The 24,803-nt window shown below is 64.4% G+C and carries 20 protein-coding genes; 8 read left to right on the forward strand and 12 right to left on the reverse strand.

Translation table 11 applies throughout. From position 1 onward, the window contains the following. Positions 1-29: 29 nt before the first annotated feature. From SJY20_RS14500 to rpiA, 9 genes are all read right to left on the reverse strand, one after another. Complete coding sequence (locus SJY20_RS14500) at positions 30-1,154, reverse strand: NAD(P)/FAD-dependent oxidoreductase (protein WP_380788725.1); 1,125 nt, start codon at positions 1,152-1,154, stop codon at positions 30-32. Between the two features lie 295 nt (positions 1,155-1,449). Further along, positions 1,450-1,632, reverse strand: a complete 183-nt coding sequence (locus tag SJY20_RS14505) for a hypothetical protein (RefSeq protein WP_380787621.1) — start codon at positions 1,630-1,632, stop codon at positions 1,450-1,452. Next, complete coding sequence (locus SJY20_RS14510; RefSeq protein WP_380787622.1) at positions 1,632-2,087, reverse strand: GreA/GreB family elongation factor; 456 nt, start codon at positions 2,085-2,087, stop codon at positions 1,632-1,634. Before SJY20_RS14510 ends, SJY20_RS14505 begins: the two co-directional genes overlap by 1 nt. 1 nt (position 2,088) lies before the next feature. Continuing rightward, a complete protein-coding gene (locus tag SJY20_RS14515; RefSeq protein ID WP_380787623.1) occupies positions 2,089-2,832 on the reverse strand; it encodes an HAD-IIB family hydrolase in 744 nt (247 codons plus the stop codon). Then, positions 2,829-3,647: an HAD family hydrolase gene (locus tag SJY20_RS14520; RefSeq protein ID WP_380787624.1), complete on the reverse strand. Its 819-nt coding sequence runs from the start codon at positions 3,645-3,647 to the stop codon at positions 2,829-2,831. The genes SJY20_RS14515 and SJY20_RS14520 overlap by 4 nt, the downstream gene beginning before the upstream one ends. Next, positions 3,644-4,633: a phosphogluconate dehydrogenase (NAD(+)-dependent, decarboxylating) gene (gnd, locus tag SJY20_RS14525; protein WP_380787625.1), complete on the reverse strand. Its 990-nt coding sequence runs from the start codon at positions 4,631-4,633 to the stop codon at positions 3,644-3,646. The genes SJY20_RS14520 and gnd overlap by 4 nt, the downstream gene beginning before the upstream one ends. Positions 4,634-4,790: 157 nt before the next feature. Continuing rightward, the gene (gene tal / locus SJY20_RS14530) at positions 4,791-5,915 is read right to left on the reverse strand and encodes a transaldolase (RefSeq protein ID WP_380787626.1); all 1,125 of its coding nucleotides are present in this window, start codon (positions 5,913-5,915) and stop codon (positions 4,791-4,793) included. Further along, a complete protein-coding gene (tkt, locus tag SJY20_RS14535; RefSeq protein WP_380787627.1) occupies positions 5,915-8,005 on the reverse strand; it encodes a transketolase in 2,091 nt (696 codons plus the stop codon). Before tkt ends, tal begins: the two co-directional genes overlap by 1 nt. A gap of 69 nt (positions 8,006-8,074) precedes the next feature. Beyond that, a complete protein-coding gene (rpiA, locus tag SJY20_RS14540) occupies positions 8,075-8,749 on the reverse strand; it encodes a ribose-5-phosphate isomerase RpiA (RefSeq protein ID WP_380787628.1) in 675 nt (224 codons plus the stop codon). 289 nt (positions 8,750-9,038) lie between these two features. Here rpiA and SJY20_RS14545 point away from each other — a divergent pair, with 289 nt between their 5' ends. From SJY20_RS14545 to SJY20_RS14580, 8 genes are all read left to right on the forward strand, one after another. Then, positions 9,039-10,226: an efflux RND transporter periplasmic adaptor subunit gene (locus SJY20_RS14545; RefSeq protein ID WP_380787629.1), complete on the forward strand. Its 1,188-nt coding sequence runs from the start codon at positions 9,039-9,041 to the stop codon at positions 10,224-10,226. Between the two features lie 6 nt (positions 10,227-10,232). Beyond that, a complete protein-coding gene (locus SJY20_RS14550) occupies positions 10,233-13,478 on the forward strand; it encodes a multidrug efflux RND transporter permease subunit (RefSeq protein ID WP_380787630.1) in 3,246 nt (1,081 codons plus the stop codon). After that, positions 13,475-15,067: an efflux transporter outer membrane subunit gene (locus SJY20_RS14555; RefSeq protein ID WP_380787631.1), complete on the forward strand. Its 1,593-nt coding sequence runs from the start codon at positions 13,475-13,477 to the stop codon at positions 15,065-15,067. The genes SJY20_RS14550 and SJY20_RS14555 overlap by 4 nt, the downstream gene beginning before the upstream one ends. Before the next feature lie 135 nt (positions 15,068-15,202). Then, positions 15,203-15,778, forward strand: a complete 576-nt coding sequence (gene rfbC, locus SJY20_RS14560; protein ID WP_380787632.1) for a dTDP-4-dehydrorhamnose 3,5-epimerase — start codon at positions 15,203-15,205, stop codon at positions 15,776-15,778. Positions 15,779-15,788: 10 nt separating this feature from the next. After that, positions 15,789-16,844 (forward strand): dTDP-glucose 4,6-dehydratase, encoded by a 1,056-nt coding sequence (gene rfbB / locus SJY20_RS14565; RefSeq protein WP_380787633.1) that lies wholly within the window; start codon positions 15,789-15,791, stop codon positions 16,842-16,844. Then, on the forward strand, positions 16,841-17,740 hold the full coding sequence (gene rfbD / locus SJY20_RS14570; protein WP_380787634.1) for a dTDP-4-dehydrorhamnose reductase: 900 nt from the start codon (positions 16,841-16,843) through the stop codon (positions 17,738-17,740). Before rfbB ends, rfbD begins: the two co-directional genes overlap by 4 nt. After that, the gene (gene rfbA, locus SJY20_RS14575) at positions 17,737-18,600 is read left to right on the forward strand and encodes a glucose-1-phosphate thymidylyltransferase RfbA (RefSeq protein ID WP_380787635.1); all 864 of its coding nucleotides are present in this window, start codon (positions 17,737-17,739) and stop codon (positions 18,598-18,600) included. The genes rfbD and rfbA overlap by 4 nt, the downstream gene beginning before the upstream one ends. A gap of 710 nt (positions 18,601-19,310) precedes the next feature. Beyond that, on the forward strand, positions 19,311-20,651 hold the full coding sequence (locus SJY20_RS14580; protein ID WP_380787636.1) for a hypothetical protein: 1,341 nt from the start codon (positions 19,311-19,313) through the stop codon (positions 20,649-20,651). A 38-nt stretch (positions 20,652-20,689) separates the two neighbouring features. Here the strand turns inward: SJY20_RS14580 and SJY20_RS14585 are convergent, their stop codons facing one another. From SJY20_RS14585 to SJY20_RS14595, 3 genes are read right to left on the reverse strand one after another with little or no spacing between them, the layout of a single operon-like run. Continuing rightward, positions 20,690-21,865, reverse strand: a complete 1,176-nt coding sequence (locus tag SJY20_RS14585; protein ID WP_380787637.1) for a glycosyltransferase family 4 protein — start codon at positions 21,863-21,865, stop codon at positions 20,690-20,692. 26 nt (positions 21,866-21,891) lie between these two features. Then, on the reverse strand, positions 21,892-23,151 hold the full coding sequence (locus SJY20_RS14590) for a capsule biosynthesis protein (RefSeq protein ID WP_380787638.1): 1,260 nt from the start codon (positions 23,149-23,151) through the stop codon (positions 21,892-21,894). A 9-nt stretch (positions 23,152-23,160) separates the two neighbouring features. Further along, positions 23,161-24,765: a beta-3-deoxy-D-manno-oct-2-ulosonic acid transferase gene (locus tag SJY20_RS14595; RefSeq protein WP_380787639.1), complete on the reverse strand. Its 1,605-nt coding sequence runs from the start codon at positions 24,763-24,765 to the stop codon at positions 23,161-23,163. Between the last annotated feature and the right edge of the window lie 38 nt (positions 24,766-24,803).

The raw sequence follows: 24,803 nt of genomic DNA on the forward strand, positions 1-24,803 counted from the left end.
GCTCTAGGCAAGCCTCTGGCGGATTGTCCCTACAGGACCTGACCCGCGGCCCACCCGCTCGCCCATGCCCATTGGAAATTGTAGCCGCCGAGCCAACCCGTGACATCGACCGCTTCGCCGATTGCATACAGGTTTTTTGTACGTTTGGCTTGCATTGTTTGCGAAGAAAGCTCCGCAGTGCTGATTCCGCCCGCCGTGACCTCCGCCTTGGCATAGCCTTCCGAGCCATTCGGCGTGAAGTTCCAATGACTTAGCGCACGCTCGGCCTCGGCGAGCTTTTTATCGGTCTGCGCGGATAATTCGCCCGCCAGGCCGAGTCGGTCCGTCAAAGTCTCTGCCAGACGGTCCGGCAGCGCAGCGCCGAGCGTCTTGCGCAGCGTCACGCGGGGCGTCGCGCGCTTCGCATCCCGCAGCCAGCCGGTGTCGCGATCCGGCAGGAAATCGATCCCGACCGGCTGGCCGTGACGCCAATAGGACGACACCTGCAGGATCGCCGGACCCGACAGCCCGCGATGCGTGAACAAGGCAGCCTCGCGGAACGCGGTCTTACCGCACGACGCGACGACGTCGGCCGCCACCCCCGACAACGACCGGAACAGCGTCTCGTCGCCGCCGAGCGTCAGCGGCACCAGCGCCGGGCGCGGCTCGACCACCTTGAGGCCGAACTGCCGCGCCAGATCATACGCAAATCCGGTCGCGCCCATCTTCGGGATCGATGGCCCGCCGGTCGCGATCACCAGCGCGGTCGCGACGACCTCGCGCCCGTCGATCGAGACGCGGTAGGCGTCGCCGTCATGCGCGACGCCGGTGACCGCACGGCCGAGCGACAGGTCGACCCGGCCCTTCGCGCATTCGTCGAGCAGCATCGCGACGATCTGCTTCGCCGAGCCATCGCAGAAGAGTTGCCCGAGCGTCTTCTCATGCCAGGCGATGCCGTGGGATTCGACGAGTGCGAGGAAATCGGCGGCGGTGTAGCGGCCCAGCGCCGACTTCGCAAAATGCGGGTTGGCGGAGAGGTAGCGGTCGGCGGCGGTGTGGATATTGGTGAAGTTGCAACGCCCGCCGCCGGAAATGACGATCTTCTTGCCGGGTTCGTCGGCATGGTCGACGAGGAGGACACGCCGGCCGCGCTGGCCGGCGATGGCGGCGCACATGAGCCCGGCAGCGCCAGCGCCGAGGATGATCGCGTCGTACTCTGCCACTCAACTCTCCGTCACCCGGACTCGGTCCGGGGTCCACCGTTCCGCATATCCAAGGCGGGAGGCTGTGCGGCACGATGGATGCCGGAACAAGTCCGGCATGACGGGGGAGTGGAATCGCCCTTCCCCCGACCTTACCGTCATCCTGACGAAAGTCAGGACCCAGGGTTACAGGCGACGCGCTGCTTGGCTCTGGGTCCTGACTTTCGTCAGGATGACGGCGGAGGACGTTGCCGCCAGCGTCGGTCGCCTACCGCAGCTTCGCGATGTTCAGACTGTCCGCCTTCGCCCGGTCCTTCACCGACTCCTCGCTACGCGTCAGCGCCTTGGCGATCGCCTTCAGCGCCATGCCCTTCTTCGCGAGCGTGTGCAGCTTCTGGATCTCGTCCTGCGTCCAGGGCTGGCGGTGACGTTCGAACTTTTCGGCAGCCATCACGCGATCTCCAGAATTTCGACCGCATCGTCGCGGCCGTTGAACGCCACGCGCTCCCCCGCCATTGCGCCGATCAGCGCGCGCGCCAAAGGTGCGGAGAAGGCGAGCCGGTCTGCGCCCGGTTCCGCTTCGTCGCCGCCGACGATCGCGATCGTCCGCTCGGCACCGTTCATCCGCACGCGTACCGTCGAGCCGATGCCGATCTCGCCGGCCTCAGGCGCCTCTGCGAGTTCGGCGGTCGTCTGCCGCGTATGCCAGTAGCGCAGGTCGCGTTTGAGCACGACCAACACCAGCTCGTCGGTCTCGCGCGCGATCGCCGCCTCGATCGCGTCGACCCGCTCGCCGATCAGCGCGAGGCCGCGCGGGGTCACCAGATTGGGGCCGGGCGCGATCGGCATCTCGAACTTGGGTTCGAGATGCTCCTCGTCGCTGTCCCGGCGAAACGCGACGCTCATATCACTTCAGGCAAGCGACGATCCCGGCGATCGCGGCCAGCGTGCCGTCCGGGTTCTTGACCTTGACGACGTCCAGACCGAGCTGCTCGGCCGGATAGTCGTTGCCGCCCGGGAAGATCGCATCGCCGATGAACATCATCGATTCCAGCGCGATGCCGCTGACTTCGTTGAGTTTCTTCAGCCCGTACGCCTTGTCGACGCCTTCGCGCGTGATGTCGATCGAGGTCGCACCGCCCATGTTGATCGACAGCCCCGGCAGACGCTTCTGCAGGTCGGCCTGGATCACCTTGCGCTTGGCGAAATCGGGGTCCCAGCTGTGCTTGGCGTCGATCGGCGCTTCCTGGCCCAACGCCGAAAACGTGATCTGGCTGCCGCGATCCTCGATCCGCTCGCCCCAGGTCTTCTCGGGGACGAAGCCCGTCGCCTTCAGCGATTCGTCGAAAGCGGTCAGGATCTTGGCCTTCTCGTCATCCTCGAACAGCTCGGCATAGACCGCACGCCATTCGCCATCGAACCGATACAGCTTGGTACCCGTGGTCGGCATCAGCCACAGCTTGGTACGATCGGCGCGCTTGGGCAGGCGGCTTGCGACCTGCTTCTCGAACTGCGGCCAGTCGCCACCCGAGATCACCGCGACATGCGCGACGTCGAGCAGGTCGGCGAGCGCCTCACCCATCGAGTCCAGCAACGCCTGCTTGCTTTCGGCCAGCGTTCCATCGAGGTCGAAGGCAACGAGTTCTTTCATGCGGAAACTCCAGTGAGGATGAATGTGTCGATGGCATGCGCCACGCCGTCGGCATCGTTGGCCGCTGTGACCTTATGCACGACCGCGCGGACGTCCGCCGAGGCGTTCCCCATCGCGATTGCAAGACCTGCACGTTTCAGCATCGCGATGTCGTTGGCTTGATCGCCGATCGCCGCGGTCTGCGCAAGCGGCACGCCGAACGCCTCCGCCAGTTCGCAGATACCCGTGCCCTTGTTGCCCTCGACGGGGGTGATGTCGAGATAATAGGTCTGGCTCTGGACGATCGTCGCCTTGGGTCCGAACTCGGCGGCGACTTTCGCGTGCAGGTCGCGCAGCAACGCCTCGTCGTCGCTGACGAAGGTGATCTTGTCGGCCTTGCCGAGCAGATGCTCGAAGCTGTCGATCACCACCGGATCCTGCGCGGACGCCTTGCGCTCGCTGCCGACATGGCTTCCCTGGTCGGTGCTGGCGTACCAGACGTCGCCAGCGAAGATCCAGGTATCCACCTTGGCATCGCCGATGATCGCCATCGCGCCGCGGGCGACCTCGGGCTTGATCATGTGGTGTTCGATCAGCGTGCCGTCGCGCTTGAATACGATGCCGCCGTTGAACGCGCCCATCGGTTCGTCGATGCCGAGCAGTTCGGCGATCGGCATCATTCCCGACCGCGGCCGTGCGCTGATGATCGTGAAGCCGACCCCGGCCGCCTTCAGCCGTGCGACCGCGTCGACGGTGGCGGGAGCGACCTTCTTGTCCTTGTCCACCAAAGTGCCGTCGACATCCGAGACGAGCAGCCGGATCGCGCCGTCGCTCACTGCGGAATCTCCACATGCCCGCCAAAGCCGAAGCGCATCGCCGACAACAGCTTGTCACCGAACGTGTGATCCACCCGGCTGCGATAGCGGGCATACAGCGCCGCGGTCAGCACGTTGGCGGGGACCTTCTCTTCCATCGCGGCGTCGATGGTCCACTGGCCTTCGCCCGAATCCGCGACGCTGCCGGTGAACTGTTCGAGGTTCTGGTCCTTGGCGAGCCCGATCGCGGTGAGGTCGAGCAGCCACGACGAGATCACGCTGCCACGGCGCCACACTTCGGCGATGTCGGCCATGTTGAGATCGAAGCGCTCATCCTCCGGAAGCTTGTCGGACGACTTGCCCTTGAGGATGTCGAAGCCCTCGGCATAGGCCTGCATCAGACCGTATTCGATGCCGTTATGGACCATCTTGACGAAATGGCCCGCGCCGGCAGGCCCTGCATGGATATAGCCCTTCTCCGCGCGCGGATCCTCGTTCTCGTTCTCGGTCTCGCGACCGGGGGTGCGAACGATCGTGCCGAGACCGGGCGCCAGCGCCTCGAAGATCGGGTCGAGCAGGTCGACGGTCGCCTTGCTGCCACCGATCATCATGCAATAGCCGCGCTCGAGACCCCAGACGCCGCCGGACGTGCCGACGTCGACATATTCGATCCCCTTCTCGGACAGCGTCTTCGCGCGGCGGATGTCGTCCTTGTAGAAGCTGTTGCCGCCATCGATGATGATGTCGCCCTTCGCCGCCTTCTCCGCGATCGTCGCGATGGTGTCCTCGGTCGGACCGCCGGCGGGCAGCATCACCCACCAGATCGCCGGACTGTCGAGCTTGCCGCGCATGTCGTCCAGCGACGACGCGCCGATCGCGCCATCGGCGACCAGCGCCTCGACCGCGGGCGCGTTGCGATCGAACGCGACGACGGCGTGGCCGTTCTTCATCAGGCGGCGGGCGATGTTGCCCCCCATGCGGCCAAGGCCGATCAGTCCGATCTTCATGCGATATACCTTGAAATTGGAGTGAAACGCCCTGCCCGACAAACGCCGTCATGCTGAACTTGTTTCAGCATCCACCCGGCGGCAGGCGCTACCGTTCGATCACGTCGGGCAGCGCCTGTTGACCGGTGGATCCTGAACCAAGTTCAGGATGACGAAGTCAAACGGTTGCCGGCTGCTTCTTCGCGATCGCGCCGAGCAGGTCGTCGAACGCCTTCACGAACGACGCGACGCCCTCTTCGACCAGCTTGCCGGTGACGCCGTTGAGGTCGAGACCCAGCCGCTCGGCTTCCGCCAGCACGTGCTTCGCCGCATCGACATCCGCGGTGATCGTCTCCGCCGCGGTGCCATGGTCGCGGAACGCGTCCATCGTCTTCGGCGGCATCGTGTTGACGGTGTCCTTGCCGATCAGCGTGTCGATATACAGCGTGTCGGGATAGGCCGGATCCTTGACCCCGGTCGACGCCCACAACAGTCGCTGCGGCTGCGCGCCCTTGGCGGCGAGCGCCTGCCAGCGGTCGGTCTTGAGGAAGTCGAGATACCATTGGTACGCCATCTTGGCGTTCGCGATCGCAACCTTCCCGCGCACCGCCTTCAGCGCGTCAGCCTCGGCGTCGCCCTTCTCCAGGCGCGCATCGATTTCCTTGTCGATGGTCGCATCGATGCGGCTGACGAAGAAGCTCGCGACGCTGGCGATGCGATCGATCGGCTGGCCCTGCCGGACGCGCTCCTCTAGGCCCATCGCATAGGCCTCGGCGACGCGCTTGTACGCGTCGAGCGAGAACAGCAGCGTGACGTTGACGTTGATCCCCGCCGCGATCGTCGCCGCGATCGCCGGAGCGCCAGCCGGCGTCCCCGGGATCTTGATCATCAGGTTCGGCCGGTCGACCATCTTCCAAAGCTTCTGCGCCTCGGCGATCGTCGCGTCGGTATCGTCCGAGATGTACGGCGACACCTCAAGGCTGACATAGCCGTCCTTCGCGTCCAGCTTGTCGTAGACCGGCTTCAGCGTCTCCGCCGCCGCCTTGATGTCCTGGATCGCGAGATGCTCGTAGCGGTCGATCGTCGCGGCGCCGGCATGCTGCTTGTCATAGTCGGCGAGCGTCGAGTCATAGGCGTCGCCGTGACCCATCGCCTTTTCGAAGATCGACGGGTTCGACGTCACGCCGGTCAGGCCGTCCTCGTCGACCAGCTTTTGCAGGCCACCGGCCTCCAGGAACTTCCGATCGACGAAATCGAGCCACACCGCCTGGCCGAAGCCTTCGAGCTGGTTGAGCGCACCCATCACTTGGTCTCCATGGTTTCGCGGGCGACCTTGACGACATTGTCGACGGTGAACCCGAATTTGTCGGCAAGCTTGGCCAGCGGTGCAGATGCCCCGAAGGTCGTCATCGCGATCACGCGGCCCGACAGGCCGACATAGCGCGCCCAGCCGATCTCGCCCGCCATCTCGACCGCGACCCGCGCCGACACCGCCTTGGGCAGCACGCTTTCCTTGTACGCCTGGTCCTGCAACTCGTAGCGATACCAGCTCGGCATCGACACCACCCGGCTCTTCACGCCGTCTGCGGTCAGCTTCTCGTGCGCCTCGACCACCAGCGACAGCTCGGACCCGGTCGCGATCAGGATCACGTCGGGCGTACCGTCGCAGTCGGCCAGCACATAGCCGCCCTTAGCGACGCCATCGGCGCTGGCGTATTTGGTGCGGTCGAGCGTCGGCAGCGCCTGGCGCGACAGCACCAGCGCGGTCGGCGTGCTCGCGTCCTGCATCACCGCCTTGTACGCAGCGGCAACCTCGTTCGCATCGCCCGGGCGGATCGTGTCGAGCCCGGGGATCGCGCGCAACGTCGCCAGATGCTCGATCGGCTGGTGCGTCGGACCGTCTTCGCCAACGCCGATCGAATCATGCGTGAACACCCAGATCGCGCCGATCTCCATGATCGCCGACAGCCGGATCGGCGCGCGCATGTAATCGGAGAACACCAGGAAGGTGGAGCCGTAGGACCGCAGGTGCGACAGCGCCATGCCGTTGACGACGCCGCCCATGCCGTGTTCGCGAACCCCGAAATGGAAGTTCTGGCCGGCATAGTTGTTGGCCTCGAACGACGGCTTGCCCTTGATGTCGGTCTTGGTCGACGGCGCGAGATCGGCCGAACCGCCGATCAGCCACGGCACGCGTCCGGCGATCGCGTTGAGCACCTTGCCGCCCGAATCGCGGCTGGCGAGACCCTTGGCGTCCGCTTCGAATACCGGGATGTCGGCATCCCAGCCCTCGGGCAGCTTGTCCTTTAGCATCAGGTCGAGCTCGGCCGACAGCTCGGGATATTCGCCGCGATACTTGTCGGTCAGCGCGACCCACTCATCACGCAGCTTGCCGCCGCGGTTGGCGATGGCGTCGTGGAAATGCTCGGCGACATCCTCGGGAACGTAGAACGACTTGTCCTCGGGCCAGCCATAGGCCTTCTTGGTCAGGCGGATATTCTCTTCGCCGAGCGGCTCGCCGTGCGCCTTTTCGCTGCCCGCCTTGGGGCTGCCGTAACCGATCACCGAATGCACGACGATGAAGGTCGGCTTGGCGGTGGTCGCCTTGAAGGTGTCGAGCGCCCGGGCGAGCGCCTTGACGTCGTTGGCATCGTCGATGTGGATGACGTTCCAGCCATACGCCTGGAAGCGCAGGCCGACATCTTCGTCGAACGCCAACTCGGTGTCGCCCTCGATCGATATGTGGTTGCTGTCGTAGATCCAGCACAGGTTGCTGAGCTTGAGGTGGCCGGCCAGGCTCGCGGCCTCGGCCGAGACGCCCTCCATCATGTCGCCGTCGCCGCACACCGTATAGACGTCATGGTCGAACAGCGGGAAGCCGTCGCGGTTGTAGCGTGCCGCGAGCCAGCGCTCGGCGATCGCCATCCCGACCGAGTTGCTGCAACCTGCGCCTAGCGGACCGGTGGTGGTCTCGACGCCGGTGGTGTGGCGATATTCGGGGTGGCCCGGCGTCTTCGACGACAGCTGGCGGAACTGCTCGATATCGGACAGGCTTACCGCCTCGTTGCCGCTCTTCTCACCGTCGGCGCCGATTTCCTCGATGCCGGCGAGGTGGATCAGCGAATACAGCAGCATCGACGCATGGCCGACCGACAGCACGAAGCGGTCGCGGTTGGGCCAGTCGGCGTGCGCGGGATCATAGCGCAGGAACTGCGACCAGATCGTGTAGCCGACCGGCGCCAGCGCCATCGGGGTCCCGGGGTGGCCGGAATTCGCCTTCTGCACCGCGTCCATCGACAGCGTGCGGATCGTATCGATGGTCAGTCGCTCGAGCGAACCGTCCTCGTGCAGCTTCGGGTCCGCCGTTGGGGCGGCGGTCTGGGTATCGGTCATGCAGAAAGCCTCGCTCTAGACTGTACCGAACGCCGCGCGTTCGATCTGGTTGCCAAGATAGGCATCCCTTTAGGCCGATGCACCGGTGCGTTCCAGCCGCGTAACGATACCGTTCTCGGCAATATAGACGGCGTCGACCTCGTTGAGGAACAGGCCATGCCCGAGCATGCCGGGGATGGCGGCAAGTGCAGCGGCCAATGTCCGGGGATCGTCGAGCGCTGCGAAGTGACAATCCGCGACGATATTGCCCTGGTCGGTCCGGTAGTCGCCGCGCACCACCGGCGCGCCGCCCATTTCAGTCAGGACGCGCAGGACATAGGCGGCGCCGAACGGCAGGATCTCGACCGGCAGCTTGGCCCGGCCGATGCGGTCGACGCGCTTTGATCCGTCGGCGATCACGATCATCCGTGCCGAACTCGCGGCGACGATCTTCTCGCGCAGCATCGCGCCCCCTGCCCCCTTGATCGCGAACAGCCGCGAATCGATCTCGTCGGCGCCGTCGATCGTCAGGTCGACCTGCGCGACATCGGCAAAGTCGACGATCGGAATGCCGCACGCGCGCGCCTGCCGCTCGCTGGCGGCAGAGGTCGCGACCGCGCGGATCGACAGCCCCTGCGCGACCCGCGCGCCAAGCCCGGCGATCGCGAACGCGGCGGTGGACCCGGTGCCGAGGCCGACGAGCATGCCGTCCTGCACTTCGACGATCGCCGCCAGCGCCGCCGCCTTCTTGTCGCTGTCCACCATTGCTTCCCCAATACCCGTCATCCTGACGAAAGTCAGGATCCAGAGCCACGAACGCTGCGCCCGCAACCCTGGATCCTGGGTCAAGCTCAGGATGACGGAAGGTAGCCTGCCACCCCGGTGGGAGCGAGCCAGAACCCGGCCCGCGCGAATATATCGCGACGTCTTTGCAACGGACACACTTCTGGTACATTTCGTACCTAGGGCAGCCCAACCCCGATCGCGAGCGGAACCAGATTTGACAGCACGACATCTCCCGAGGCCGCTTGCCTCGACCGGAATCGCCTTGGCGTTGACCGCCTGCGCCCTGTCCGCCTGTTCGGGTGGCGGCGACAAGGCGCAAGGCAAGGGCAAGGGCGGCCAACCCGGACAGGGTACGCCCACCGTCGGCTATGTCGTCGTCCAGCCGACCAGCGTCGCGATGACCACCGAGCTGAGCGGGCGCACCACCGCGTTCGAAAGCTCCGACGTGCGACCCCAGGTCAACGGCATCATCCGCCGCCGCTTCTTCACCGAAGGCACGCTCGTCAAGCGCGGCCAGCCGCTCTACGAAATCGATCCGCGGCTATATCGCGCGGCGGCCAACGAAGCGCAGGCGAACCTCAGCAGCGCGCAGGCCAACGCGCAGGCGCAGGGCATCCTGGCAGCGCGCTACAAGCCGCTCGCCGAGATGGAGGCGATCAGCAAGCAGGACTACACCAACGCGATCGCGACCTCGCGCCAGGCGACGGCATCGGTCGCGCAGACCCGCGCCGCGCTCGAAACCGCGCGGATCAATCTGAAGTTCACGACCGTCCCCGCGCCGATCACCGGTCGCATCGGTCGGTCGCTGTTCACGGTCGGTGCGCTGGTGTCGGCCAGCCAGACCGATCCGCTCGCGCAGATCCAGCGGCTCGACCCGATGTTCGTCGATATCCAGCAATCGTCGGCGGACATGCTGACGCTGCGCCGTTCGCTCGGCCAGAACGGCATCGTCGCGACCCGCGCCGAAGTCCGCCTCTCGCTCGAGGACGGCAGCGACTATGGCGCGACCGGTTCGGTCGAGTTTTCCGAAGCGCTGGTCAACGTCGAGACCGGCACGGTGACGCTGCGTGCGAAATTCCCCAACCCGCAGGGTCTTCTGCTGCCCGGCATGTTCGTCCGCGCGCGGTTTGCGCAGGCGATCAACAGCCGCGCCTTCCTGGTCCCACAGGCCGGCGTGTCGCGTGACGCGAAGGGCAACGCGACGGTCTATGTGATCAACGCGCAGAACAAGGCGGTGCAGAAGACGGTCAAGGCCGACCGCACGCAGGGCGCGTTCTGGGTCGTCACCGGCGGGCTCAACCCCGGCGACAAGATCGTGACGCAGGGCCTGTCGAAGCTCGCGCCCAACCAGAGCGTCAAACCCGTCCCCGCGAACAGCGCGCAGGTCATCAAGCCGCCATCGAAGGAGCAGCAGGAGAAATCCGGCGGGTCCGGCGGTCAAGGCAAGGGCGGCTAACCGCACATGCTCTCCAGAATCTTCATCGATCGCCCGATCTTCGCCTGGGTGATCGCGATCATCATCATGCTCGGCGGCGTCGGCGCGATCATGGGGCTGCCGATCGCGCAGTATCCCGACGTCGCGCCGCCGCAGGTGACCGTGCGCGCGACATTCCCCGGCGCCAACGCCCAGACCATCCAGAACAGCGTCACCCAGGTCGTCGAGCAATCGCTGACCGGGATCGACGGACTGCTCTATTTCAGCTCGTCGTCCAGTTCGCGCGGGTCGGTGACGATCACCGTCACCTTCGCCAAGGGCACCGATCCCGACATCGCGCAGGTCCAGGTCCAGAACCAGGTCCAGCAGTCGCTCAGCCGCCTGCCCAGCCAGGTCCAGCAACAGGGCCTGGTCGTCCGCAAGTCGAACCCGGACAATTTGCTCATCGTCGGCGTCTATGACGAGACCGACAAGATGACCAACCAGGACGTCTCGGATTATCTCGTCTCGAACCTGCAGGATCCGCTCGGCCGCATTCCCGGGATCGGCGACAGCAACGTGTTCGGCGCGCAGTATGCGATGCGGATCTGGCTGAACCCCAACAAGCTCGCCGCGGTGCAGCTGATCCCCAGCGACGTCACCGGCGCGATCCAGGCGCAGAACACCGAAGTCGCAGCTGGCGAACTCGGTGGCCAGCCGCAGCCAGACACCCAGATGCTGAATGCGACGGTCACCGCACAGTCGCGCCTGCAGACCCCCGAACAGTTCGCCAACATCATCCTCAAGACGCAGTCCGACGGCGCTACCGTCAAGCTAAAGGACGTCGCGCGGATCGAGCTCGGCGCCGAGAACTACAACGCCCGCAGCCGCGTCAACCGCCACCCGGGCGCCGGCATCGCGGTGCTGCTCGCCCCCGGTGCCGACGCGCTGAAGACCGCCGAACTGGTCAAGTCGTTCATCAGCCAGCAGGCCAAGAGCTTCCCGCCGGGCCTGAAATTCGCCTATGCCAACGACACCACCGACTTCATCAAGCTGTCGATCGAGGAGGTCGTCAAGACGCTGATCGAGGCGATCATCCTGGTCGTCATCGTGATGTTCGTGTTCCTGCAGAGCTGGCGCGCGACGCTGATCCCGGCGATCGCGGTGCCAGTGGTGCTGCTCGGTACGCTCGGCGTCTTCTATCTCGCGGGCTTCTCGATCAACACACTGACGCTGTTCGGGCTCGTGCTCGCGATCGGCCTGCTGGTCGACGACGCGATCGTGGTGGTCGAGAACGTCGAGCGCCTGATGGAGGAGGATCCCGACCTTTCGCCGCGCGATGCGACCGTCAAGTCGATGGACGAGATCACCGTCGCGCTGATCGCGATCGCGCTCGTGCTGTCAGCGGTGTTCCTGCCGATGGCGTTCTTCGGCGGATCGACCGGCGTGATCTATCGCCAGTTCTCGGTGACGATGGTCGCCGCGATGATGCTGTCGGTGCTGGTCGCGCTGGTGCTGAGCCCCGCGCTGACGACGACGCTGCTGAAGCAGAAGAAGCACGACGAGAACGGCGAACCCGAACAGAGCTGGGGCCAGCGGAAATTCCCGCGTGCGTCGCGGCTGTTCAGCCGCGCCGGCGACAAGTTCAACACCACGTTCGATCGCGGCGTCGAGAAATATACCGGCGCGGTGAAGGCGGTGGTTGCCCGCAAATGGCTGTTCCTGCTGATCTACGCGGGCGTCGTAGCGCTGCTCGCGGTGCTGTTCCTGCGCCTGCCGACCGGCTTCCTGCCGACCGAGGACCAGGGCGCCGGCATCGTCCAGTTCCAGCTGCCCGCGGGCGCCACGCAGGGCCGCACCTTCGCGCTGCAGAAGCAGATCGAGAATTACTACTTCGAGAACGAGGGCAAGAACGTCCGCACGATGTTCACCGTGTCCGGCGGCGGCGGCGGTGGCGCCAGCGGCCAGAACACCGGTCAGGGCTTCGTCTCGTTCGCGCCGTGGGATGATCGCAAGGGCAAGGAAAACAACGCCGATTCGATCACCGGCCGCGCCTCCGCCGCGTTCCAGGGTTTCCGCGATGCGCAGGTCTATTCGCTCGTGCCCCCGGCCGTCCGCGGCCTCGGCCAGTCCAACGGCTTCACGATGGAGTTGCAGAACGCCGGCGGCATGAGCCAGGCCGAGTTCGGCGCCGCCCGCGACAAGCTGCTCGCCGCGGCCCGCGCGGATCCTTCGCTCGCGTCGATCCGACTGACCGAACTGCCCGATGTCGCGACGCTGAAGGTCGATATCGACCAGCAGAAGCTCGCCGCGCTTGGGCTGACGCAGGCCAACGTCAACTCGACGCTTTCGACCGCGTGGGGTGGCAGTTACGTCAACGACTTCATCGACCGCGGCCGCGTCAAGCGCGTCTATGTCCAGGGCGACGCCCCCTATCGCGCCGCGCCGTCCGACCTGAGCCAGTGGTTCGTCCGTGGCAGCAACGGCCAGATGGCGCCGTTCTCGTCGTTCGCCCGGACCAGCTGGAGCCAGGCGCCGACAACCCTGTCGCGCTTCAACGGCATCGCCTCGTACGAAATCCAGGGGTCGGCCGCACCCGGCAAGAGCTCGGGTGATGCGATGGAACGGATCGCGCAACTGGCGGGGCAGATCCCCGGCACCTCGGTCGCGTGGTCGGGTCTGTCCTATCAGGAGCGGCTGTCCTCGGGTCAGGCGCCGTTGCTGTACGGCCTGTCCCTGCTCGTCGTGTTCCTGTGTCTCGCTGCGCTCTACGAAAGCTGGACGATCCCGATTGCGGTGATGCTGGTGATCCCGCTCGGGCTGGTCGGCGCGATCCTCGCCGTGACGCTGCGCGGGTTGATCAACGACGTTTATCTACAGATCGGCCTGCTCACGACGATGGGACTCGCCGCGAAAAACGCGATTCTGATGATCGAATTCGCCGAACAGGAAGAACAGAAGGGCGCCAGCGTCATGGACGCAGCACTCTCCGCGGCTAAGATCCGCCTCCGCCCGATCCTGATGACGTCGTTCGCGTTCATTCTCGGCGTGCTGCCGCTGGCGATCTCGACCGGTGCCGGTGCCAACAGCCGGATCGCAATCGGCACCGCGGTGATCGGCGGCATGCTGACCGCGACGCTGCTTGCGATCTTCTACATCCCGCTGTTCTTCGTCCTCGTCCGTCGCGGTGCCCGCGACGGCATGGCGAAGCTGCGCGGCAAGCCGACCGGTCATCAGGGTGGGCGTCCCAAGAACGACGAGCCCTTGGGGCCCCCGAAGCCGGAGCCCGCATGATGCGTTTCGTCCCCCTCCTGATCGCCGCGACCGCGCTGGCGGGCTGCTCGCTCGCGCCCAAATACGCCCGCACCGAATTGCCGGTGCCGCCATCCTGGCCGGTCGGCGACTCCTATCTGCGGCAGTCCGAGGCTGCGTTGCCGGCGATCACCTACCGCGACGTGTTTCGCGATCCGCGGCTGCAGGCGATCATCGTCCAGGCGCTCGCCAACAACCGCGACCTCCGCGTGGCGGCCGCCAATATCGCGTCGGCCCGCGCGCAATACCGCATCCAGCGCGCCGACCTGTTGCCGCAGGTCGATGCCAGCGGCCGCTACAGCTATTCCGGCGGCGGCAACGGTGCGCGCAGCACCGCGACGAGCAATACCGGGACCGGCGGAACGGGAACGGGCACGGGAACTGGCGGTACCGGCACAGGCACGGGAACCGGCGGTACGGGGACCGGAACAGGCGGCACGGGCACTGGCACCGGGTCGGTCGTCAGCTCCTCGAGCTCGAACAGCTCCTTCTCGGTCGACCTCGGCAGCACCGCATTCGAGCTCGACCTGTTCGGCCGCATCCGCTCGCTGACCGGCGCCGCGCTCAACCGCTATTTCGAGACCGAGGCCGCCGCCCGCGCCACCCGGCTGACGCTGGTCGGCGACATCGCCAACGCCTGGCTGACCTACGCCGCCGACCAGAGCCTGCTCAAGATCGCGCAGGACACGGCCGCCAGCGCCGAGCGCAGCGTCACGCTGACCACTGCAAGACTGCGGGGCGGCATCGCGCCGCGCACCGACCTGCGCCAGGCCCAACAGATCCTGTTCACCGCGCAGTCCGACCTCGCCGAACAGCGCACCGCGCTGGCGCAGGACGTCAATGCGCTGCAGTTGCTGGTCGGCGCGCCGGTCGATCCGACGTTGCTGCCCGCATCGATCGACCAGGCCTTCCCGACCGTCGCCACCCTCCCCGCCGGGCTCGACAGCGGCATCCTGCTGCGCCGCCCCGACGTGGTCGAAGCCGAATACGCCCTGCGCGCCGCCAATGCTGAGATCGGTGCAGCACGCGCGGAACTGTTCCCGAAGATATCGCTGACCGGCCTGCTCGGTTTCGCCAGCAGCGCGCTGTCGTCGCTGTTCACCGGCGGCGCGTTCAACTATTCGGTCGCGCCGTCGATCAGCTACCCGATTTTCCGCGCCGGCGCGGGCGTCGCGGGGGTCGCCTATTCGAAAGCGCAGCGCGACGCCGCGCTCGCCACCTACGAGAAATCGATCCAGACCGCGTTCCAGGAAACCTCCGACGCGCTCGCCCGCGCCGGCACCCTCGGCGACCAGCTCCGCGCCAACCGCAACTTCGCCGACGCGGCTACGGATACCTACCGCCTGACCGAAGCCCGCTACCGCGGCGGCATCGACACCTTCCTCAACAGCCTGGACGCGCAGCGCTCCCTGTACACGGCGCAACGCAACCTCGTCGCGACGCTGCTCGTCGGCGGCCAGAACCGCGTGACGCTGTACCGCGTGCTGGGAGGCGATTCGACGCTGGAGGCGATGCCGGACGGCCCAACACCAGTCTCAGGAAACGGCGCGCCGAGGCCCGACGGGTACTGAGCGGCGACGTCTACGCAAAGGAGCACCGGCGCCCAACCTGTGTAACTTACGATTTAACGTACAACCGTTCCGATCTGACCCGCTTTCACTCACCGCATGATTGCGCGGGTGCGACAGCGTCCGTAAAGACGCGGCATGATCGACATCAATCCTGTGCAACGTATCATTCCCAGGCGCTTCGGTGACGCCCGCGGATGGTTTACCGAAGTCTATAGCGAGCCGACCTTCGCCAAGCTTGGCATCGAATGTCGGTTCGTCCAGGATAACCATTCGCTGTCGGTTCCGAAATTCACGCTTCGCGGTATGCACTTCCAGACTCCGCCGCATGGCCAAGACAAACTGGTGCGCTGCGTCCGCGGTGCGATCTTCGATATCGCGGTCGATGTCCGCAAGGATTCACCGACCTTCGGCAATTGGGTTGGCGCCGAACTCTCGGCAGAGAACGGCCATCAGTTGTTCGTGCCGATCGGTTTTGCGCATGCCTTCCTGACGCTAGAGGACAATTGCGAGGTCAGCTACAAATGCTCTGACGTCTACGCGCCCGATTGCGACGGTGGGATTCGTTGGGACGACCCCGCGATCGGTATCGAATGGCCGATGCCAGCCGGTACCACGCCCGAACTGTCGGCGAAGGACGCGGTATTGCCGCTGCTGGCGGATTTCGATTCGCCGTTCGCCTATGACGGCCGCCCTCTCGCACCCCTGACCTGAGGTTATAGTTATGCGCATCTTCGTTACCGGTGGCGCCGGGTTCATCGGGTCGGCCCTTGTCCGGCACCTGATCGAGAACACCGAACATGAAGTACTGAACTTCGACGCGTTGACCTATGCGGGTACGCTGTCGACGGTCGAACGGGTCGCCCAGAGCAACCGCTACAAGTTCGTGCAGGGCGACATCTGCGATGCGGATGCGGTCCGCACCGCAATCGCCGAGTTCAAGCCCGACATCGTCACGCATCTCGCGGCGGAAAGCCATGTCGATCGCTCGATCGATTCCCCCGGCGCGTTCATCCAGACCAATGTCGTCGGCACCTTCACGATGCTGAGCGAGGCCCGCGCCTATTGGCTCGCACTCGGCGAGACCGACCGCGCGGCGTTCCGGTTCCATCATATCTCGACCGACGAGGTTTACGGCTCGCTCGGTGACACCGGGCTGTTCACCGAAGAGACGCCCTATGATCCGCGCTCGCCCTATTCGGCGTCGAAGGCGGGATCGGACCATCTGGTCAGCGCGTGGGGTCATACCTACGGGCTTCCGGTGCTGATCACCAACTGCTCGAACAACTACGGGCCCTATCACTTCCCCGAGAAGCTGATCCCGCTGATGATCGTCAAGGCACTCGCCGGTGCCGACCTGCCGGTCTACGGCAAGGGCGATCAGGTTCGCGACTGGCTGTACGTCGAGGATCACGTCCGTGCGCTGCACGCCGTCTTCGAAAAGGGCGAGCCCGGCCGGACCTACAATGTCGGCGGCAACAACGAGAAGCAGAACCTCGAGGTCGTCAACACCGTCTGCGGTATCCTCGACCGGCTGCGCCCGCGTGGCGATGGCCAGTCCTATACGACGCAGATCACCTATGTCGCCGACCGTCCGGGCCATGACAAGCGCTATGCGATCGACGCTAGCCGTATCAAGGACGAGCTTGGTTGGGAGCCCAGCGAGACATTCGAATCGGGCATCGAGAAGACCGTCGCCTGGTACCTGGACAACCAGGGCTGGTGGGAGGCGATCGTCTCAGAGCACAAGGCCGACCAACGCCGCGGGCTCGCGGCGTGAAGCGCGTCCTGGTCACCGGCGGCAACGGCCAGCTCGGCACCGAACTCAAACGCTATCCCTGGCCTGCGGGCTGGGCGGTGACGGCGATCGACATCGACGAGCTCGATCTGCGCGACACCGACGCGATCACCGCGATGGTCGCGCAAGGCGCCGACGGCGAGCCCTGGGCGGCGGTGATATCGGCGGGTGCCTATACCGCGGTGGACAAGGCCGAGGACGACATCGTCACCGCCTGGGCCGTCAACGCGATGGCGCCTGCAGCCTTCGCTGCGGCGTGCGCGAAGGCCGCGATCCCGATCCTGCAGGTTTCGACCGACTATGTCTTCGACGGCGCCCGTGACGGGGCCTGGGAAACCGATGATCCGGTCGCGCCGCTCGGCGTCTATGGCGCCTCGAAACTGGGCGGTGAACTCGCTGTCCGCACCAGCGGCGCCCGCTACGCTGTCGTCCGCACCGCCTGGGTGGTGAGCGCGCACGGCAACAATTTCGTCAAGACCATGCTCCGCGTCGCGGCCACCAACCCGACCCTGCGCGTCGTCGACGACCAGCACGGCAGCCCGACCTCGGCTGCCGACCTGGCCGCGGCGCTCGCAACGATCGCGATGCGGCTGGTCGACGATCCCGCCGCGCCGACCGGCACCTACCACTTCAGCAACGCTGGCGCAGTCACCTGGGCCGGCTTCGCTCGCGAGATCTTCTCGCAGAGCGCGGCGCGCGGCGGCAGCAGTGCCGACGTCGTCGGCATCCCGACCAGCGACTACCCCACGCCGGCCACGCGGCCAGCCAACTCGCTGCTCAGCCACACCGCGATCACGCAGGATTACGGCATTCGCCCGCCGGCCTGGCAGGACGCACTATCCAATATCCTCGACGAACTGATCGGAAAAGCCAAGTGAAGGGCATCATCCTGGCCGGGGGCACCGGCTCGCGGCTTCATCCGGCGACCCTTGCGGTCAACAAGCAGTTGCTGCCGGTCTACGACAAGCCGATGATCTATTATCCGCTGTCGGTGCTGATGCTGGCGGGTATCCGTGATATCCTGCTGATCTCGTCACCCGAATTCATCGGCAACTACAAGAGTCTGTTCGGCGACGGGTCGGCGTTCGGTCTTACGATCTCCTATGCCGAACAGCCTAAGCCCGAAGGTCTCGCGCAGGCGTTCACGATCGGTCGCGATTTCATCGGCGACGACAACGTCGCGCTGGTGCTGGGCGACAACATCTTCTTCGGCGCGCACCTGACCGACCTGCTCGAGAATGCGGTTGCACGGACCGAAGGCGCTACAGTGTTCAGCTACCGCGTCGACGATCCGGAGCGCTACGGCGTGGTCGAGTTCGGCGAAGGCGGCCGCGCCGTCAGCCTCGAGGAAAAGCCCGAGCAGCCTAAGTCGAACCATGCGGTCACCGGCCTGTACTTCTACGACAACAAGGTCGTCGAGTATGCCGCCAACCTCAAACCGTCGGCGCGCGGCGAGCTTGAGATTACCGATCTCAACCGCCTCTACATGGAAGCGGGCGACCTGTACGTCGAGCAGATGGGCCGCGGCTATGCGTGGCTCGATACCGGCACCCACGACAGCCTGCTCGAGGCCAGCGAGTTCGTCCGCACCATCCAGCATCGCCAGGGCATCCAGGTCGCGTGCCTCGAGGAAATCGCATACCAGAAGGGCTTCATCACCCGCGAACAGGCCGAAGTACGCGGCAACATGTTCAGCAAGACCGCCTATGGTAAGGCGATCCTTGCGGCGCTCGACTAGCGTACGAAAAGCTTCTTAGCCGACCGTAGAATGGCGCACGTGAGACGCGGGATATGATCCAGCTCTGGTTTCGAATGTTGGCTCACGGCGCCCATTAACACGCGATCGTTCCGATCGTATTTTGAGGGACATTAGCGCCTTTATCCGCGATTGTCAGGGACGTCCTGCTTAAAGAGCCAGGCGGCGTTCGATCCCTCGCTCGAACTAGGCTCACTCTGCCGCGATAAAGAGCGCTTAGTGCGTGATGCGGGTATCTATAGAGTCGCAAATGCTCATGCGCGATCGTCACAACATTCTGTGTCGGCAGGAAGCCCTCCCCTTGTGCTTGATCAACACTCTCTGCGGACATTACCGCACGTTGGCTACATGTACCGGACGCTCATCATCACCGCCTAGGGCACTCCCGACCGCTTGACGACAAGGGTCACGCCGTTCAGATGCGAGAGGCGACGAGACTGCCTTCTCGGGTCCTGCACGGTAACCGCGTGCGCCTGCCCCGTCGCCGCCTGACGATAATGGCCCGGATCCATTGGGACCCTCTGCCTGGCGCGGTCGGGCGTGCAAGCGCAGTTCACTAGGACCTAGGTCTCCTAGCGGCGTACCCGCATATTCCGCGGCAATACGCCTCAGCCGGCCGCGGCGGGATATCATTTCCATCCCCTAATCTGTATGCGACCTCGATTGCTGTCTAAACGAGCGTAAAACGACCCATGAACAAGCGCCTGTTCTCCTTTGATCGATGGCGTCGGCCTATCGCAGAACATCCCCGGGAAAGGCTCGATCCGTTCGCGTTCTGGCCGAACGCAATTTCGCGGATCGGCGGTGTCGGCGGTACGGAGGCCAATGACGACCCCCTTTCCGCATTCCATACGAGTTATGCGTCCTACGCCCCTGGGCCGCTCATGCTTATTGTTACGATGCCCGGTCTGATAGTCACTCGCGGCACGCTGACCTTGCTTGTCAACGCGATTCCCGTTGGTGGCAACAATGCCGTGACCGTTAAGCGCCTGCATTTTCCATTGACGACGCTGGCCGAGCCGGATGGACTAATCCGCGTTACTATCACCGCTGAAGCCGAGACGCTTTACGCGCTGTACGGCCGTATCGAGGACGATACCGACGCGACCGCGACTGAAATTTTGATCGAGGCTAGCAAACGCGAGGATGAATCGGTCCACTCGCGCAAGCTCGGCCGCGCCCGTGAAGACATCTTCGCGCCGGTCGGGAAATCCGGACTGGTCGTTGCTCAGCCTGCCGAGATGGCCGCACCGCTTTCGCAAATGTGTACGGCCGCGCAGTTCGACGAACCCGACTATGCCCGCTGGCTGCAGCGGATGCATCGTCCGATGCACCGTCACCGCAAGCAATGGGAGTTCGTCTACATCTGCCGCATGCTAGAACACATGCAAATGCTCCAGCCGCAATTCCGCGGCATTGGGTTCGGCTGCGGCGTTGAGCCACTCCCGGCAGTCTTTGCATCCTACGACATCTTCGTCACCGCGAGTGATCTGGCTGCCGACGATCCCCGTGCCAAAAGCTGGCACGATACTGCCCAGCATCTTGCTGCCGTCGCCGAACTTCGTGATCCTGCAATCTGTCCGGATGAGTTGTTCGACTCCCGCGTGGAATATCGTAGCATCGACATGAACCATATCGATGTCGATCGACGCGACTACGACTTCTGCTGGTCGTCCTGCGCTCTCGAACATCTGGGCTCAATCGCCAACGGGTTGAAATTCATTGAGGGGTCGCTCGACGTGCTTAGACCCGGCGGTGTTGCGGTCCATACGACCGAACTGAATCTGACGTCTAACCGCAAGACGCTGGACAATATGGACACGGTGCTATTTCGCCGCCGGGATATCGAAAGACTTGCAGTAAAGCTCGCCAAGCAAGGCCACGAAGTTGTACCGATCACGTTCGACCTTGGCGACCATGTCGACGATGATTTCATCGACGTCGCACCCTATGCGTCGGACATTCATCTGAAACTGGCACTCCAGCATTATGTAACGACATCCTTCGGGCTGGCAGTCCGCAAAGCCGCGTAAGTCTGCTGCCCGGCCCCGTCAGGGAGCCGGGCAGCATTTTAAAGTTCGTCGATCAGTTCCATGACGGTCGTCATGTGCGCAGTCCAAGTCGGCATTTGCCAGTCTTTGAGCCGCTCCAGCTGCGCGTCGCGTCGCAAGGATACAGGCGCTGCATACTCGATCAGCACGCGCATCCAGCCAAGCCCATCGAGTGGGTCGAGATAGTCAGGAACGGCACCGCCGACTTCCCGCAGCGCAGGAATGTCCGCGCAGATCACAGGAACGTTCGCCGCCAGTGCTTCGCTCACAGGCATGCCAAAGCCCTCGACAAAGGACGGTAGCAACAACGCGCGTGCTCCACCTAAGACGGCCTGCATCTCGCGATCGGACATCTCGCCGTGCTCGTGCACCAAGCGCGGCAGCTTGATCGAACGCTCGAGCATATCGACGACCTGTTCGTTCTCCCATCCCCGCCGACCGATAAGCACGAGTTCGGGAGCGTCCGTACCAAGCCGTTCGGCGAGCCGGGTCCAGACATTCAGCAATAGCAGATGATTCTTGCGCGGCTCGATCGTTCCGACACACACGAAATACGGTTTGTCACCGACTTTTGCGGTCCGAACGTCTGGCGCCATTACAGGTTCGGTGCCTAGCAGTGCGACCCGAACACGGCTCTCGGGAAGATCACCGGGCAGAAAATCGAGCAATGCTGTTCGCGTCGCGCCCGAATTGACGATAATCCCGTCCGCAAGTGCAGCAACGGTACGCATTCTGTGGATATGCGCCGCCGGCGACTCAGGGCGTGCGAATTCCGGGTGCGTGATTGGAATAAGATCGTGCACTAGACAGACGAACTTTGCTCGCTCGCGGCTTAGTATCCCCGCCATGCGGTCCTGTCGATCGAGATCTTGCGGCGACGCTTGCAGGAAAACACGCGCGCCTTTGCGTGGGGGCGTCGCCCTAGGACGAAGCGCTGCCAGATGCTTCAAAGCAGCCGTGCGCAACGCGCGAGGGTCGATCCGGTCGCCGTTTCGCCACAGCGCACCCAGGTAGCTGAGAAACTGTCGTACGGCAGGCAAGTCCAGCCGCCCGTACAGACCCATAGGATGTCGACCGGCAAAACTCAGTCGCTCCGGAATATGCGCTAACAGCCATTGCGCGTAAATGAGCTCGACACGATCGATCCCGGTCGGTGTCGGCCTCATCACCCGCGTAAGCAGACGGGACAGGTCCATCACGACCTCCGGGCTCCGCTTGTCAGTCATAACGTCATGATAGTTGAGGCAGGTTCCGAAAGTTCGCGAAGCGGCGCCATTTCGAGCCGATCAACCGCATTGGCAACCAGCAATGCCATGCCTTCGTCGCTTAGAAAACCGCCATGGACGAGGCTACGATCGTAAAGCACACGACAGAACGCATCGTAAACCTCGCGTTCGGGCGGTGTCGGCGCGCGCCAGAATCCGTCCAGCGGACCCTGATGTGTGATCCGCGGCATGTGATATACGGCCTGTCCAAGGACAGCGGTTGGAACGCCCCGACGCAGTGCCAGCGTGCCTGTGGTGCTGTTGACAGTTACCACGCCGATCGCGCTTTCGACCATCGGCGTAATATCGGCGTGCTCGACATAGAAGACCCGGTCGCCCACACCGCCTTGCTGAGCGGCATGAAGGATCGTGCGCTGAAAGGAATCGAAGCCCAGGTCAAGAGGATGCTTTTTCAGGACAAGCAACGTGTCGACCGGAGCGCTCCGGGCGAAACTCGCGATCACATAATCAATTGCCGCCGTCACGCTCGGGAACGGCGAATGCGTCCTGATTTGCGCGTCCGATGACAGCTGCAATGGGAAACAAAAATAGCGTCGATCCTTGATGGACTGCATCGCCTTGCGCGAACGCTCGCCTTCGGTTTCGCGCCATATCAGCCGTCGGAACCAGCCCATGCCCTCGCGGACCGGAGAATAGGGTCGGTGGGTCCGATAATGGCGGAAGCGCAACTGTCCCTTCGCCATCGCCCAATAATACGCCATGCCCTCGCGCACTCGGCGATCGAAACTGGCCGGGATAGACGCAAATTCCGGTATCGCCGGCAAGGACCGTGCGGTCGCGACGTACCAGTCCGGATCGCGCGACAGATTGGAGTTGCCGTTCACTCCGCCTAGCTCGAGCGTCATGAAATCAGGGCGAATATAGCCTTCTTCGAACACATGAATACGCCGTTCGCGAAGACGAGCGATACCGAGCGCCGAATGATGAAGCGGCCGACAGTCGCCGAACAGGACCAAGTCCGTGATCCGATGCTCTAGCAAATACGCGTCTAGAAACAGTGGCCATTGATCCGATGTGCCGGTGAAATCGTCCCCGCCGCCCCAGTCGTGACGGTCACCGCCATTCAGATTGATCCGATGAACCCGATGCCCCCGTTCTTCCAGCTCCCGTCCGAGCAGACGAAAAAAAGGTCCGAACGGACCCTGTAGGAACAGAATGCCCCGAGACTCAAATTGTTCTGGATATAAAATGTTCATCGTTGTTCGTCAGGCTTGTCGTACGAGAAAATTGAGGCGCCCCTGCAGCTGCCGCAACCGCACTAACCAGCCCGTCCGGCGCCTCACTCCGCCGGGTGTAGCTAGAAAGTCCTCGACCGAACAGGGCAATCCCGTGCGAGGATCGAGGTAGCGTGGGTACAGGATCAGCGCGGCGGCGACCAGCATGTCCAAAGTCAGCCGACGCCCACGGCGCATGATCGGCGGCGCTAGGTCACGAGTCAGCCCCCAGCCTGCGAAGAAGGGCTGCCCATGTACGACGACTTCCCGCGCCCGCATAAGCGCTTCAAAACCGATCAACGATGTCAGGACGTGAACCGCGTCGACGTTCCGCAACAAGGCGGCCGCTGATGACCCGGTATCGATACGGTCGGCATACCGCAAAGCGTCTCGCTCATCGATCGTTCCGGCGCGGTGGCCTGCGGTTACATCCGGATGGGGGCGGAATATGATATACGAATCCGGCTCCGCTGCCCGCGCCCGCGCAAGCAGGTCCAGATTGCCTCGTACGGCGCCGCCGCCTTTGATGACCGATAGGTCATTGGAAACCTGACCGGCGACCAAAACGACGCGGCCCGCGGGGCGCGGCGAGGGTTCCGCCTGAGCATCGGTATCGCCGGTCGCTGAATATTTACCGACACCCTGCGCGACGATGCGTTGGCGAAGCGCCGCCGACCGGGCGAGCAGCTTGGCGGGAAACGCCGTACCGGCAAGGATCAGCTCGAGCCGGCTCGGCCCTGACGGGTCGAAATGCGGACGCAAATCGTCAACCGTCACAGACAGCGGCGGGATCAGGTCGCTTCCAAGCCCGACCGAACGGATGAATCCATCCTCTATCCAATGCACACCACCGCCCGCTTCAGCTACTGCGGGGCCGAACCAGTTGGGGATGCGCGATGGCCACGCGGCGACGCTGCGACCGGTCCCGGCAACACGTCGGAGTGCGGCGCGCGGCCGGATGAACGGCAACCGCGCGGGTTGGCCATCCCACAGGAACCGTGCGATCGCATCCTGCTTCCACCAGGCGATTCCGGTCGCAGCAGCGATGCCGCGATTGGCGTCGATGATCTGCCGCCAACTAGCCAGCCGATCGATCATGGTCATGATATCAACATCGACATTGCTGATCGGATCGCGATATCGCCGTCCCGCCAAGAGGCTGGCATTCAGTATTTCCCCCCGTGCCGGCCACAGATCACGGCCTGCGCACGTCTCTACGGGCTTCCCGGCTGCCAATGCCATCACCGCGACCTCGTCGTTCGCCGATGCCACGACTTGCTCAGCGGCGTCGATCGCCGGCCACATGTCGCAATCCTGCGCGACTACGACCGCATTGCGCCGCAACGCGTCCGAGATCGTCCGACGAAGAACACCGCGGCGCGGGACGATCGCATGGCCTGCAAGGTCGCCGGGGGGCAGCATGTCACCCCGATCCAACACCATCAACACACGGCACGTCGGGGCCGACGCCCCCCAGAATGCACCTCCAACACGCAGCTGCGCCATGCGCTCGCCCGCGACGACAGCCGCATCCGAAGCAACCGAAGCATCCGTATCGTTATCGAACCGACAGATCGCGCCAACATCGACGGACATTCGCGGAAAAGGCGGCATACGCAGGACGTCAAAGGGCA

Origin of the sequence: Sphingomonas sp. R86521, from assembly GCF_042466235.1 — a bacterium.
Classification (GTDB): Bacteria; Pseudomonadota; Alphaproteobacteria; order Sphingomonadales; family Sphingomonadaceae; genus Sphingomonas.